Annotated in this window: 6 protein-coding genes; all 6 read right to left on the bottom strand. The window is 35.5% G+C overall.

Features of this window, described 5'->3' with window-relative positions; all coding sequences use genetic code 11:
* Position 1: 1 nt before the first annotated feature.
* Positions 2 to 3,088: a SusC/RagA family TonB-linked outer membrane protein gene (locus NLJ00_RS11100; protein ID WP_256637216.1), complete on the bottom strand. Its 3,087-nt coding sequence runs from the start codon at positions 3,086 to 3,088 to the stop codon at positions 2 to 4.
* 262 nt (positions 3,089 to 3,350) lie between these two features.
* The gene (locus NLJ00_RS11095) at positions 3,351 to 6,011 is read right to left on the bottom strand and encodes a glycoside hydrolase family 3 N-terminal domain-containing protein (protein ID WP_256637215.1); all 2,661 of its coding nucleotides are present in this window, start codon (positions 6,009 to 6,011) and stop codon (positions 3,351 to 3,353) included.
* A 12-nt stretch (positions 6,012 to 6,023) separates the two neighbouring features.
* Positions 6,024 to 8,273, bottom strand: a complete 2,250-nt coding sequence (locus NLJ00_RS11090; protein ID WP_256637214.1) for a GH92 family glycosyl hydrolase — start codon at positions 8,271 to 8,273, stop codon at positions 6,024 to 6,026.
* Positions 8,274 to 8,277: 4 nt separating this feature from the next.
* On the bottom strand, positions 8,278 to 9,762 hold the full coding sequence (locus NLJ00_RS11085; protein ID WP_256637213.1) for an alpha-L-fucosidase: 1,485 nt from the start codon (positions 9,760 to 9,762) through the stop codon (positions 8,278 to 8,280).
* A 359-nt stretch (positions 9,763 to 10,121) separates the two neighbouring features.
* Positions 10,122 to 12,443: a glycoside hydrolase family 20 protein gene (locus NLJ00_RS11080; protein WP_256637212.1), complete on the bottom strand. Its 2,322-nt coding sequence runs from the start codon at positions 12,441 to 12,443 to the stop codon at positions 10,122 to 10,124.
* A 5-nt stretch (positions 12,444 to 12,448) separates the two neighbouring features.
* Entirely contained in the window at positions 12,449 to 15,586 is a 3,138-nt protein-coding gene (locus NLJ00_RS11075; RefSeq protein ID WP_256637211.1) for a glycoside hydrolase family 2 TIM barrel-domain containing protein, read from the bottom strand.
* Positions 15,587 to 15,769 lie beyond the last annotated feature (183 nt).

Here is a 15,769-nt window from a genome sequence, read left to right as displayed (position 1 = left end):
ATTAAAATCCAAATTTCACATTAACTCCATAATCTCTCGTTGAAGGAATGTTGAAAGATTCTATACCTTGCAGGTTTCCTGTTCCTGCTCCTGCCTCTGGATCAAAATATTTAGCTTTGTTCACGAAGAAGAATAAATTTCTTCCCACTAATGAAAAATCAATATTTGTAAATCCTGAATTACCTAATATACGTTTTGGTAATGAATAACCAAAAACAAGCTCTCTTAATCTGATGTTTGTTGCATCATAAATAAAAGGTTCTGCAATAGGAGTTCTTTGTCCAATAGCTGTCCAGTATTGCTCTGCCGTAATACTTGTAGTATTTGGAGAATAAGTACCATTTCCGTTAGAAACAACACCATCAACAACAATTCCGCCTTCTCTTCCTGCTAAAGTAACATCACTAACTCCTAAACCAGCTTGTCTAGCCTGAGTGTATGAAATAACTTCACCGCCAATTCTAAAATCAACTAAAAAGCTTAAAGAGAAATCTTTGTATTTAAAGTTATTTTTAAAACCTCCAGTCCAGTCCGGGTTAAAGTTTCCGGCACGTACATCAAAACCATTTGTTGCCAGCGGAATACCTGCACTATTTACAATAACGTTTCCGTTTGGATCTCTTTGGAAACCTTTAATATATAAATCTCCATATTCGCCGCCCTGAACAACTTTACTTCTTACTAAACGTCCTTCTCCAAGAACTAACTCATCTCTTCCATCATAAATCGATTTTACTTTTGATTTATAAGATGCGTAATTTGCTGTAATATCCCAGCTAAAGTTTTCTGTTTGAATAGGAGTTGCTGTAAGCGTAAGCTCGATACCTTTATTTTCAATATCACCACCATTTACAATCGCTCTTGAGAAAGAAGAAGATTCTGGAGTATTGATATAGAAAATTTGGTTATCAGTTAAAGTATTAAAGTAGGTAAAATCTAAACCTAAACGATTATTAAAGAATCTTACATCTGCACCAATCTCTGTAGAAGAAGAAATCTCCGGTTTTAAGTTTGGATTCGCTTTTGTGCTTTGTCCGTATAACATACCGCCGTTTCCACCAATGTATGAAAATCTTTGTTGTGTTTGATAAGGATCAGTATCGTTACCAACTTGTGCATAAGAAGCTCTTACTTTTGCAAAACTGATTACTTCCGGTAATTTAACCATGTCTGAAATCACAGCTGAAAGACCTACAGAAGGATAGAAATAATCTGTTGGTAAAGTTGAAGACCAGTCATTTCTTGCCGTTAAATCTAAGAACAAATAGTTTCTGAAACCAATTTGACCAAATCCATAAACAGAGTTAATTCTTTTTTCTGAAGCTGTAGAAGTTGATTGAATTGTTTGTACGTTAGACAATGCAAAATAGTTTCTTTTACTTAAAACTCCTCCTGAATTTAAAGCTGAATTACTTTGCTGTAGTGAACTCGCACCAGCATTAAGTCCCACAGAAAAATCTCCAAATTTTTCATTGTAAGAAAGTAAAGCATCAATATTCAATTCACTTACAGTTTCATAAGATTCGCTGTATGAACCTAAGTTATTATTGAATGCTACAGTTGCATATCTGTTTCTTACATTTTTGTTTGTCATTTGGTCTAAACCTGCTCTACCTTGTAAACTTAACGTTTTTGTAAATTCGTATTTAAGGGAAGCTAAACCAATAAATCTGTTTCTTTTATCTGAACGGGCATCGTCTCTTAAAGCAGACCAAAATGGGTTTCCTCCAGGAGATCCTGTTTCGTCGATAAAATAATTCATTTGTCTTTGTCCTGCAGCATCAAAATATTCGAAGTTTTTATAATCGTTATATGCGATACTACGAGGCAATAAATAAGCTGATGTTCCAATAGATTCTTCACCGGTTCTTAATAAGTTATCAATGTCCTGAACGATGTAGTTTGTTTTTACATCTAATGATAATTTATCAGAAATTTTACTAGTCAATCTTAAGTTAAGATTGTGTCTGTCTAATTGGTTTCCGCCAACAATACCTTCAGCGCGCGTGTTAGTGTAAGAGAAATAACCCTGCGCTTTTTCGTTACCTGCTGTAACTGTTAAAGTATTAGCTAAATTGTAACCTGTTTTGTAAAAATCAATAACATTGTTTGGCTGTGGAGAATAACTTTGTGTAGCCGGCCCAGCATAATTTGGGTTACGAACTAACTGCCAGTTAGAAACCTGACTTCCGTCTAATTTTCCTCCCCAGCTTGAACTTGAAGTCGGATTGTAAACTCCGTTTGCTCCCTGTCCATACTCATTTTGTAAATTCATCAGGTTATATGCAGATGAAGCCATGAAATTAGAAGATACCGAAACAGATGTTTTTCCTGATTTTCCTGATTTTGTTGTAATTACGATAACACCATTACTCGCTCTTGATCCGTAAAGAGCTGCTGCAGAAGGTCCTTTCAAAACAGTCATCGAAGCAATATCCTCCGGGTTGATGTTTGAAATACCGTCTGGCTGTGTAGTTCCTCCTGTATCAATATCAGGGTTTGTTGTTGTTGTACCGTTACTAATAGGCACACCATCTACTACATATAATGGCTGGTTGTTTCCGTTAAGAGATCTGTTACCTCTTAATGTAATTCTTGAAGAAGAACCAACACCATTTGAAGTTGTAGAGTAGTTAAGACCGGCAACTTTACCAGATAGTGAGTTAGCAACGTTTAATGACCTTGCTTCTGATAATTCGTCTACTCCAATGTTTTGAGCTGAATACGTAATTGCTTTTTTCTCTCTCTTGATACCAAGAGCAGTTACTACTACTTCTCCTAATTGTTGTGTCGAAGCTCCTAAAGCAGCATTAATGGTAGTTTGAGTTCCCACGGCCACTTCTTTTGAAGCTGAACCAACATAAGAGAAAACCAAAACTGCTGATTGATTTGGAACTGTAATAGAGTACTTACCATCAAAATCTGATGATGTACTTGTTTTTGTTCCCTTAACAACAACATTTGCCCCAGGGATCGGAATTCCGCTTTGGGCATCTGTTATCGTTCCTTTTACTGTTGTTTGTGCTTCCAGATTTTGAAATCCAAATAAGCATATCACAAACAGTAATTTTAGTACGTTCTTGATCATATTTAGTTGTTTTTTGAGTTAATAACATGTTAAACTTAAGAATACATTTTGTTAACAGGATATAATTTCGACAAATGACAAGTTTGAAAAGGTGTTGGGAATACATTTATCTTTTAAGGGTACGAAAACGTTTTAAATTGTAATCTTTATCCTCTTTATTTCCAACACCTTGTTCGCATTAATCGAAGTGTTTTACTCTTTTTGCAACTACATTCTTTTCTAAATGACTTAAACGTTAAATATATTATTCAATTTGTGCGAATTAGTTCAAAACTTTGAAATTTGTTTTGATCAAATCCGTAGAATTTCCTCCAACCATAACTTCAAAATCTCCCTGCTCTACAACACGTTTCATTTCTCTGTTCCAAATAGATAACTCATCTGGTGTAAGTATAAACTCAACCGTTTTGGTTTCGCCTTTCTTAATATTTAATCTTTTGAATCCTTTTAAGGTTTTTTCAGGAGTTGTCGTACTGCTGTAAACATCCTTAATATATAATTGTGCAACTTCGTCTCCGTCTCTGCTTCCAGTGTTTTTAACATCAACTGAAACTTTTAGCTCTCCGTCAGCTTTAATTTCTTTTGAACTGATTTTCAAATTTGAATATTCAAACTTGGTATAACTTAATCCGTAACCGAATGTATATAAAGGATGTTCGCTCTCTGCTACGTATCTATGAATCGCAGATCTTTTTTGGTTATAATATATAGGTAGCTGTCCAACTGATTTTGGAACTGTAATTGGCAATCTTCCACCCGGATTATAATCTCCAAATAAAACATCAGCCACAGCTCTTCCTCCTAACTCTCCCGGAAACCAGCCTTCAACGACTGCCGGAATATTTTCTGCAATCCAGTTTGTCGAAAGCGGACGACCGTTTAACAATACACAAACCACAGGAGTTCCGGTTTTTTGAATTTCTTCGATCAATTCCTGCTGCATCCCGAATAAATCTAAAGAAGCAACATCTCTGTTTTCTTCCACCAATTCGTTTGATTCTCCTAAAACTACAATAGCAACATCGGCTTTTTTAGCAGCATCGATTGCAGGTTGTAAGTTTACTTTTTCTAAGTTCCAGCGTAAGTGCGCTCTGGCTCCCCAGCCGCCTTCCCACATTTCAATGCGGACTTTGTATTTTTTTCCTGCTTCAATATTTTTTGGAGTGGTAACCATACTTGTCGCACCTTTTGTCCAGTTGTCGATTACCAATTGATCATCGATCCACATTCTGATTCCGTCATCAGAACTTAAACCTATCCAGCCGTCAAATGCTTTATCTGATTTTATGTAACCTGTCCAGCGAATAGAGAAATCATCATCTGTAACGCCATCGCCCGGAGACCAAGGCCAGTCAAACTCTAATTGATTATCAATACGAGTTAACGCCGGAGTTCCTTCTACATTTCTGTTATTGAAATATTCTCCTTTTAATCCGTTTTGAGCTTCATCTGGAGTAAATAAATATTTAGATGGAATAATTTGTCCTTTTACGATTAAAGGAACACCTTCTTCATAAACTACATTGGCCGTTTTTCCAACTAATTGTTGAATACCTTCATAAACTGTCGTTCCAACGCTGTTTTTTGGAGCATATCCTCCAAGTCTTGAAGCATTTGCATTTGGCCCAATAACAGCTACATTTTTTATTTCTTTACTTAAAGGAAGAATGTTGTTGTCATTTTTCAACAAAACCATAGATTTCTGAGCTGCTTCCAGAGCTACATTCTGATTTTCTTTAGTATGAAAACGCTCTTTAATTAAGTTTTTATCTGTGTATGGATTTTCAAATAATCCCAATAAGAATTTCAAACGTAAAACTCCTCCGGCAGCACGGTCAATCTGCGCCATTGTTAGTTTCTTTTCATTTACCAATTCTATAATACTTGTTTGCCAAAATTCATTTGTAAAATCATAAAACTGCATATCAACTCCCGCTGCAATAGCTTCTCTAATACTTTCTTTTGGAGAACTGGTAACAAAATGCGTTACCTGAAGGTATTTTATAGCACCTAAATCTGAAACTACAATTCCTTTAAAGCCCCATTCGTTTCTCAAAACATCAGTCAATAACCAATGATTGGCTGCACAAGGAATTCCGTCTAATTCAGAATACGCACACATCGTTCCTAATGCGCCGCCTTTTCTGAACGCTTTTTCAAATGAAGGCAAATGATCTTCTCTCGCCGAACGTTCTCCGACTAAAATTGGAGAAGAATTTCCTCCCGCCTGCGGAATACCGTGAACGGCAAAATGCTTAGGTTCTGCAATAATCGAACGATCTGATTTTAAATCATCGCCTTGCATTCCTTTAATCATCGCCAATCCAATTTCACTGTTTAAATAGGCATCTTCACCAAAAGTTTCGGCAACACGACCCCAGCGTGGTTCGCGGCCTAAATCTAAATTTGGACCTAAACCAAAATGAACTCCGTGCGATCTTGCTTCCATCGCAATTACTTTACCTACTTTGTCCATTACACTTGTATCCCAAGTTGCTCCAAGACCAATATTCATTGGGAAAGCTGTACTTCCTTCGTCTAAATAACCGTGAAGCATCTCGCACATAATCAAGGCTGGAATTCCCCATTTATTTTTTTTAATTATCTCACTTTGAAGATCATTAATCATTTTAGCCGAACGCGGATAAATATCATGAATCGCCCCAATTCCCAGATTTCCAATTTTAGCATCTGATTTTACTTTTGAGAAATCTTCTTTTTCTTTAAAAAATTCGCCTTTGTACATATCCATCTGGCGCACTTTTTCTTCAAGCGACATACGGCTTAACAAGTCTTTTACCCTATCTTCTGTCGGTAGTTTTGCGTCTTGGTACGGGTATTTTTTCTGCGCATAGGTTTGGTTAAAAAAACCTACAGCCATTACAAAAATAATGGCTGTTTTTTTGATTTTGAGTTGTAACATAGTTGTGAGAGTTTAATTTTGAATCACTTTGAGCGTTCCTCCATTCACAAAATCATCGTGTGAAATAAAATAACTGTTCAGTGGTTTTCCGTTTAATTCTATTGTTTTGATTTTTCCATCAGTATTGATTTCTTTTTCAATAACAATATTTTCTTTTTTATAATATCTTGAATCTAATTTGATCGTTACTTTATCAAACATTGGGGTTGTAATCGTATAAATTGGGTCGCCGGGAGATATTGGATAAAATCCCATCATGGAATATACTAACCAAGCCGACATTGTTCCGGTATCATCATTTCCGGGTAATCCTTTTGGTTTGTTTTGAAAATATTCCTGTACCAGTTTTTTAACCAGTTCCTGACTTCTCCATTCTTCGCCTTTTACATAATTGAATAAATATGGATAAGCAATATCCGGCTCGTTTGCCATATCAAATTTTTTGGTATCAAAAACTTTTTGCAATTGATCTGTGAAAGGTTTATCACCGCCCATTAATTTCATCAATCCTTTGATATCATGCGGAACCATAAAAGCATATTGCCATGCATTTCCTTCGATAAAACCAACATTTGCTTCAAAATTAGATCCTGCTTCAGGGTCAAAAGGTTCGTACCAATTTCCGTTAGCAATTCTTGGACGGAGTAATTTTAAATTTTTGTCAAATAATTTTTGGTAGGATAATGAACGTTTAGCAAAACGTTTATAATCTTCTTTTTCACCCAAAGCTTTTGCTAAAAGTGAAATCGCATAATCTGAAGTATTGTATTCCAGCGTTGTAGAAACAGGTCCGGGATAATTAGTCGATAAATATCCTTTTTCTATATATTCTTTAAGTCCCGGACGCAGTGGATTATTTTCAATTTGGTCTGCTCCTTTAAGCATGGCATAGTAAGCTTTGTAAACATCAAAATCCTGAATTCCTTTTAAACAGGCATCAACTATAACAATACTTGCCGGATCTCCTACCATTGTAAATGTTTCTGTCGAATTTAATTCCCATTTTGGCAACCAGCCGTTTTCATCATACATTTTCAACATACTTTTTATCATATCCGATTGCTGCTTAGGATAAACTAAAGAGGTTAAAGGATGCATGTTTCGATACGTGTCCCATAATGAAAATACGGTATAACGCGTGCCATCGGTTTTACCAATTTTGGTTCTTTTAATCTGCGGATATTCTCCGTTTACATCATTTAAAGTATTCGGATGAATTAACGTGTGGTACAAAGCCGTGTAAAAAATCGTTTTATCATCTTCGGAACCGCCTTCGACTAAAATTTTCGAAAGTTCGTCATTCCATTCTTTGTAAGTGTCTTTATAAACGGCGTCAAACGATTTATCTCCGGTTTCTTTTTCTAAATTTTCTCTGGCATTTTCGATGCTTACATACGAAATTCCAATTTTAACTTCAACCGTTTCTTGTTTGTCGAATTTGTAGCTGAAATAACTTCCAATACTATCGCCAACTACTGTTTTGATGGTATTTTTCATTATTCTTGCCTTGCCATTGTATCCTGACATCCATTGTGCTTCAACACCGTTGTATTTAGAAGGTTTTTTCCAAACACCGAATTTTTCAGCAGGTTTAGAAAACTTGGCTACAAAATAAACCGGATAAGCATCTTCCGGGCTATTATAACAAAATGAGCCAACGGAACGCATTCCTTCAATTTCTGTAGAAGAAACCACTTTAATCATCGAACCTTCTTCATTCGTTAATCCTAAACCAAGATTTATCAAAATGTTCGACTGCCCTTTCGGGAAAGAGAATCTGCTTACTCCAACTCGTTTTGAAGCTGTAAATTCTCCTTTAACTTTATATTTTTTGAGGTCAACGCTGTAATATCCGGCTTTTGCGACTTCATTAGAATATGTCGATCCATATTTTAAATGATCGATTTCTAAATTTCCGGTTGTTGGCATCAATAAAATAACACCCAATTCCGGACAACCTACACCGCTTAAATTCACCTGACTAAATCCGGTTAAAAAGGTATTTTCGTTTACATATGGATTCGAAAGCCACTGACTGTCTTTTTCCATTGGAGTATTTTTTACCCCCGCAACATTAAACGGACTTATACTTGCCATTCCGCGCGGCGCAATCGGTCCCGGAAAAGCAGCTCCAAAGTTGGAAGTTCCAATAAACGGATTCACATAATCTGCAGGTTGTTGTGCAAAACTTGTGATGCTAAAAAACAGCATGCAAAAGCTGCATGCTGTTTTTAAAATTAATTTTTTTGATATTGAAAACATATTCTTATCTGTTAATAGCTTCTATTTTTAAAGTCCATGCTTCTTTTGCAGGTAAATTATTTCTAAGACTTTCCGGAATTACAACTTTAAATCCATTTCCTTCTTTTGTCCATTTTAGAGAAGTTTTAGAACCTAACATGGTAATTTTTGTTCCCTTTTTAGGGCTGATAGATTTCACTGTAACGCTTGCAGGAATTTTATCTTCTCCGTCTTTTGCTAAATAAAAAGCAAATACATTTCCGGCTTTATTTTGTGTAAAGCAGATGTTATCTTCTTTAAAAGGTTCAATTGGTTTTGTATCATAAATCGCAACACTGTTTACTTTCATCCAGTCTGCATAAGCTTGCAATAAATCATAAGCACCTTGCTGCCATTCTCCTTCCGGACTTGGTGCAACGTTTAATAATAGGTTTCCGCCTTTTGCAACAATGTCAACCAACATGTGAATTCCTTGTCTTCCCGTCATGTATTTTGCATCTGGAGTATAAGACCATCCGCCGCCAGATGTGATACAAGATTCCCAAGGATAAGGTAATGTTTTTGCCGGAACACGACCTTCTGGAGTTAAATAATTTTGGTTTTTTCCGTGAACCGCTCTGTCAACCACAATTAATCCTGGTTGTTTTTGGCGTGCTTTCACCACCAATTCGTCCATTTTTGGATCCTGATCTACAACTCTGTGTTTGATGAAACCGTTTTTAGATTCGTTTTCAGCAAATTTCTCGTCGTAGTTTTCTTTTAAATTTTGCTGATCTCTTTTTCTAACCCAGCCTCCGTCAAGCCATAAAATATCTACTTTACCGTAATTAGTAAGGATTTCTAAAATTTGGTTGTGAGTGAAGTCAACATATTTTTGCCATTTTTCAGGATATAATGACGGATCGTAATTTACGTTTCTGTCGAAAGGTGGAAAATACGGATCCCAGTAATTTTCGTTATGCCAGTCTGGTTTTGAGAAATAAGCTCCAGTTGAAATATTCTCAGCTCTAAAAGCATTGAAAACTTCTTTCAAAACATCGGCTTTTGGATTTGTGCTGAAAGGACAATCCTTGTCTGTCACTTTATAATCAGAATATTTAGTGTCGTACATATTAAATCCGTCATGGTGTTTGGTGGTAAAAACCATGTATTTCATTCCCGCTGCTTTTGCTGCTTTTGCCCATTTTGTCGGATCAAATTTGGTTGGGTTGAAAGTCTTTTTCAAACCTTCATAATCTTTTACATATTGATTATAATTGGCAGGATTACTTCCTTTTTTACGTTCGCACCATCCATAATCTTCTGGGCATATTGACCATGATTCTACAATTCCCCATTGGCTGTATGTTCCCCAGTGCATTAATAATCCAAACTTTTTGCCTTGCCATACTTCTAAATTTTTCAACACCAACGGATCCGTTTCCGGTACATAACGCTCATCTTCATAAATGGCCTGCGAAAACATTTGAACGGAAAATAATAACGCGATTATGAATATTCCTCTTTTCATCTTTATTCTATTTATAGTTTTTTGTTTTTGTTTAATTGTAAAATTCACATTTCAACACATAGATACATAGCTCCCATAGTTTATAAAAAAGGTGTTTCACTTGCATTAACAAACATAGAAAGCTATGTGTGAGAAACTAGTTTCTTTTTATACCCTTTTTTTATTCATTCAAAAAATAAACCTATGTTTCTATGTGTTTAAAAATTATGCTCAAGCCTAACTTTGTCAAAGCTTCTGCGCATTTTTGTCATTTCGACGAAAGGAGAAATCGCACAAGAAATTCTTCAAAGCAAATCGTCAATCTTTGTCGATCAACTAGTGCGATTCCTCGTTCCTCGGAATGACAAAAAATGCGTTTATTAATTCACTAAAATCTCATCCACAAATAACCAAGAACTTTCCCCTTTCGGGCTTTTCTTAAGGTTATAAGCGATTACTTTTACAAATCGTGTATTGACTTTTCCAAAATTGATTTTAAAATCCTTCAATTCCGAAGTCACATTTGGAGCATACGGACGTGATACTTTACCAACTTCCTGATATTTGATTCCATCATTAGAAACCAAAACTTTAATCTTTACAGGAAAATTAACTCCGGCTCCCTGACTTTCTAAAGCTCCTACAATTACCTGCTCAACGCTTTCCTGTTTTTCAAAATCGATTACCAATTCCATATCATTAACAAGCCATGCCTGCCATTGTCCGTCGTGGAAGTTTTTGCTCCCTCTAATTGTATTGACCATCGTATTAGCATCACCTTTATAATTATCATTATAAGGCGTTAAATATTTTACTTTTTGTGCAAAAGCTTTATGGAAAATAATGGTATCTGTAAATGTTTTTCCAACTGGTTTTTCATCCTGAAATAAAGAAGCTTTTAAAACAGTAGTTTCTTTAAATTCAATTGGGTTTATATATTTTACCGCATGATGATCGATCGCTTTATCTCCTAAAACATATCGAATATCCGGATTTGGGAATTCATTTTTCAGTGTCACATTAATTTGTTTTTTAGCCAAATCTGCTGTTGAAGAAGCTGTTACCAAATAAGCACTTTTAGCATAATTGATTCCTAAATAATCATAGCGATTTAATAATGGTTTCAGTCTCGTTGTAAAATCAATCCAGTTACGGCTTTCTTTCGAACTCCATAAAACCTCAGCCATAGCTGCCAGTCTTGGAAAAATCATATATTCTGAATCCTTTGGTCCCGAAAGATATTCTGCCCATAAATTGGCTTGTCCGCCCAAAACATGATTCGCTTCAACAGGCGACATTGTTGGTACAATTGGCTCAAATTCGTACACTTTGTTTAAAGGATTATAAGCATCAAAAGCCAATGGTTCTTCATTTTGAGGACCTTGATAAAAATTAAAATAACAAGGAGATTCCGGCGTCATAATAACGTCGTGACCTTGATCTGCCGCTTCAATACCGCCTTTTGTTCCTCTCCAGCTCATTACAGTTGCTTCTGGAGCTAAACCGCCTTCTACAATTTCATCCCAGCCTATAACTTTTTTACCTTTAGAATTGATATATTTTTCAATACGTTTTACAAAATAACTTTGCAGTTCCGTTGAATTTTTCAGTCCTAAATCTTTCATTCTTTTTTGGCAGTTTGGACATTTATCCCAATTGGTTTTTGTCGCTTCATCGCCTCCAATATGAATGTATTTTGATGGAAAAATGGTCATTACTTCGTCTAATACATTTTGCAGGAATTCAAACGTAGATTCTTTTCCTGCACAATAAATATCTGTAATAGGCCAAACTCCGCCAGACGGAACACCAATACGCTGATCAAAACAAGCCAGTTCCGGATACGCTGCAATGGCAGAACTTACGTGCGCCGGCATTTCGATTTCAGGAATTACTTCGATATTTTTGGATGCTGCATATTTTACGATTTCTTTTAATTCTTCCTGCGTAAAAAATCCTCCGTAAGTTCCTTTTTCATCAGGGTTTGTGGCTAATCTGGCATTCCATGCAACATTTTCCTGATTCACTCTCCATGCCCCAACTTCGGTTAGTTTAGGATATTTCTTAATTTCAATTCTCCATCCCTGATCGTCTACTAAATGCAAATGTAAAACGTTCATTTTGTGCATTGCCAAACGATCGATGGTTGCCAGAATATAATTTTTATCGAAAAAATGACGTGATAAATCCAGCATTAAACCTCTCCATTGAAAACGCGGTTCGTCAGTAATCGTAACATTTGGAATCTGCCATTTTGCAGATGAAATTGCATAAGTGCTTTCAATAGCCGTTGGAAGTAATTGTCTAATCGTTTCTAATCCGTAGATAAAACCGGCATTTCCTTTTGCTGTAATTGTGATTATATTATTGTTTACCTCAACTTTATATGCTTCTTTATGAAGATTTGGATCTGTTTTAAACTGAACAAAATTGTTCTGCGGTGTTTTTACTCCCAAAATTGGTCGCCAGCCTGCAGCCACTTCAAATTTGTTGATTAAAGCGTTTGAAATATCTTTTTGAAAATCAGTATTGGCAACAAAAACGGTATTTTTAGAAAACTCAAAGCTTCCTGACTGAATCAAAACTTGATTTGGTTTCGGGATAATTTGAATGTCTTTCGCAGTAAAAACTTTTTTCTGACTGTAACCCAAACTTAAAACAGTTAAGAAGATTAAGACGAATAATGGTTTTAATGATCTCATAATTATTATTTTAAAGATGGTGTTATTTTAAATTGATACTGATAATTTTTTCCTCTTAAGAGATATTTTTCCATAGGCCAGGCCTGCCAGCTGTCGATTCCGCCAACTCCCATTTGTTTCGAATCGATTTTTAAACTCGTTAAATCCCTTTCCTTCAATTCGGCAGCGTGTCTTTGGTCTTTTTGCAATCCGTCGTCTAAATCTTCATTTAAAAAATGTAAAGCGGTTATGGCCAATAATTCGTCAGATGTTACGGTTAATTTCAATTTATCTCCTGATAATTCTAAGAAACGTACATCGGTTTTATTTCCTGTTTCCTGCGGACGGATATATGGATAATATTGCTCTGAAACGGTTTGTGTATACAATCCCACTTTTGAACTGTAATTTCTGTCGATGTAATTTTCGTGCGGACCTCTTCCATAATACGTCATATTACTGAAATCTCTCGGAACAATTACTTCCATTCCAAATCTTGGTAAAATTGGCTGTTCTTTGTTTTTATCAATATTTAAAACTTCTTTTAAGACTAATTCTCCGTTTCCATTTAATTCATAATTCAATTCTAAAATCGAAGAAACCTGTGGTAAACTATACGTTGCTTTTATCAGAATTTTATTGTCTTTTGATGGAGTAAATGTCCAGTTTACCAAAGTCGGATTTTCTGTTGCATCTTTCCAAGCCTTTAAGTTTACCTGAAAATTAGCGCCAAAATCATTATCATTTGGTGCTCTCCAAAGATTGGGACGCAATTGATATCCGTCTTTTATAATAGGCTGATTATTGAAGGAATAGCCATTGATAAATCCTGTTTTTTTGTCGAAAGAGATCTCAGCTTTATCACTTTTGAAAACCGTAGCATTTGCTTTTTTCTCCACCGTGATTTTTGATGCGCCTTCGATTTTAATATCGTTTTTCCAGGTTCCTTTATACGCCAGTTGTTCTGTCGCAATTTCGAAACCTTTTGGCAAAAATGGTTCTTCTTGTTTTAACTGATAGCTTATGTTTATAAAGGCTTCCTGAAATTTTTTATCGCCTAATTTAATAGGCAATGTATACGTTTTTGATTGTGTTGGATCGATTGCTAAATAATCGATAACGCCTGTCGTTTCTTTCACTCCGTCTAAAATTAAGGTCCAATGCAAAGTTACGTTGCTTAAATCTTTAAACGTAAATTCATTGTAAACTTTTATTGTAGCCGTTTCCTGATTTTCCCAGGAAGTCAGGATATTTTGATACACATTTCGCACTTCAAGGGCATGCGGATTTGGTTTTCTGTCTACCGTAAATACGCCGTTGTTCACAAAGTTGTTATCACTTTTTACATCTTTTGGTCCAAAATCTCCTCCGTAAGCTAAAATCGTAGTGCCGTTATCCAGTTTTTTATAAACCGATTGATCGATCATATCCCAAATAAATCCTCCCTGAAAGTTTGGATATTTACGAATAACATCCCAATAATCTTTAAAATTCCCCATCGAATTTCCCATTGCATGTGCATATTCGCACTGAATGTAAGGTCTCGACGGATTTGGATTTGCCAAAATATATTCTTCCATTTTATTTGGAGAACTGTACATTGGATCGATGATATCAGAATCCCATTCGAATTTTAAATCTTTTCCATCCCAAGCTCCCGCAGTTGCTCTTTCGTATTGAATTGGTCTTGATTTATCACGGTTTTTAATCCATAAATAACCTCTGTAAAAGTTGTAACCGTTTCCGGCTTCGTTCCCCATACTCCATATAATGATCGAAGTATGGTTTTTATCTCTTTCGATCATTCGCTGCATACGCTGAATATGCGCTAATTCCCAGTCTGGTTTATTACCTAAAGTTTTGGTAATATCGTATCCCATTCCGTGTGATTCTATGTTGGCTTCATCGACCACATAAATTCCGTATTTATCACATAATTCGTAAAAATATTCGTCGTTTGGATAATGCGACATTCTTACCGCATTGATATTAAATTCTTTCATCAATTTAATATCCTGCTCCATTCTTTCTCTTGAAATGGTTTGTCCCGTAATTGGGTCAACTTCATGACGGTTTACACCTTTTATGTAAATCGCTTTTCCGTTTACTAAAAGCTGTCCTCCTTTAATTTCTACTTTTCTAAATCCAACATTTTGATTGATAACTTCAATTACAGTTCCTTTTTTATCTTTTAAAATAAAACGCACCTGATATAAATTCGGGATTTCTGCGCTCCATTTCTTCGGATTTTCTACTGTAAAATCAAACGTTTGTTTTTCGCTTAAAGCGGAAATATTTTTTGACGTTATAATTTTGTCTCCGTCTTTTAACTGAACATCTAAAGTGTAGCTGTCTTTTTTATCTAGATCAGAGAATTGAGTTGTTATTTTTAAACTTCCGTTTACGTAATTGGCATCTAAATCAGGAATTATTTCGAAGTCATTTAAATGGGCTTTATTTCTGGCAACCAAATAAGAATCTCTTGTAATTCCGCTCATTCTCCACATGTCCTGACATTCTAAATACGAACCGTCATTCCATTTCATAACCTGAAGCACAATTGTGTTTTTTCCTGTTTTTACGTATTTGTTTAATTTGAATTCCGAAGGCAATTTTCCATCTTCACCATAACCTACATAAACACCGTTTACCCAAACGGTTAAGTTTGATTTTGCTGTTCCGATATGCAGAAAAATATCTTTTCCTTCCCAAGATTTATCGATTGTAATTTCTCTTCTGTAAACTCCTGTTGGGTTATATTTTGTGGGTACAAACGGCGGATTTGGTGCCATTAAATAATCAAAATCGTAAGTCGTATTTACATAAACCGGATATCCATAACCGTTTACATCCCAGCTTGCGGGAATTTTAAAATTATCCCAGCTTTTATCATTAAAATCAGTTTTCTCAAAGTCTTTTGGAAGCGCAGCCGGATTATCCACATATTTGAATTTCCAGGCTCCGTTAATGTCTAAGTAATTTTTAGATTGCCTCCATTCGTTTTTAGCAGCTAATGTTTCGTTTTCAAAAACATAATAGGCGGCGTGCATGGGCTCTCTATTATCTTCATTGATTTTTTCATTTTGCCAAAACGGAACTTTTTCCTGAGCGTTAACAGATAATACTGAAAGTAATAAGGTTAATATGGATATTGTTGTTTTCATTCTTTGTTGTTGTTTGAACACATAGCCCCGATTGTTATCGGGATAGATTGTGAGAGAAGAATCTATGTATCTATGTGTTTAAAATTTTTGTTTCTGTTTGTCATTTCGAGGAACGAGAAATCGCACTAGAAACTCCGTAATCTAAATCCTCAATCTTTGTCGAGTTACGTGTGCGATTTCTCC

It is taken from the genome of Flavobacterium panici (assembly GCF_024499525.1).
In the GTDB taxonomy this organism is placed as follows: Bacteria; Bacteroidota; Bacteroidia; order Flavobacteriales; family Flavobacteriaceae; genus Flavobacterium; species Flavobacterium panici.
The sequence above is the reverse complement of the archived record's forward strand: the minus strand, read 5'-3'. Positions and strand labels throughout refer to the sequence as shown.

Excerpts from the sequence above, each read along its gene's own strand:
- NLJ00_RS11100 (WP_256637216.1), bottom strand. The coding sequence starts at position 3,088 with ATGATCAAGAACGTACTAAAATTACTGTTTGTGATATGCTTATTTGGA.
- NLJ00_RS11095 (WP_256637215.1), bottom strand. The coding sequence starts at position 6,011 with ATGTTACAACTCAAAATCAAAAAAACAGCCATTATTTTTGTAATGGCT.
- NLJ00_RS11090 (WP_256637214.1), bottom strand. The coding sequence starts at position 8,273 with ATGTTTTCAATATCAAAAAAATTAATTTTAAAAACAGCATGCAGCTTT.
- NLJ00_RS11085 (WP_256637213.1), bottom strand. The coding sequence starts at position 9,762 with ATGAAAAGAGGAATATTCATAATCGCGTTATTATTTTCCGTTCAAATG.
- NLJ00_RS11080 (WP_256637212.1), bottom strand. The coding sequence starts at position 12,443 with ATGAGATCATTAAAACCATTATTCGTCTTAATCTTCTTAACTGTTTTA.
- NLJ00_RS11075 (WP_256637211.1), bottom strand. The coding sequence starts at position 15,586 with ATGAAAACAACAATATCCATATTAACCTTATTACTTTCAGTATTATCT.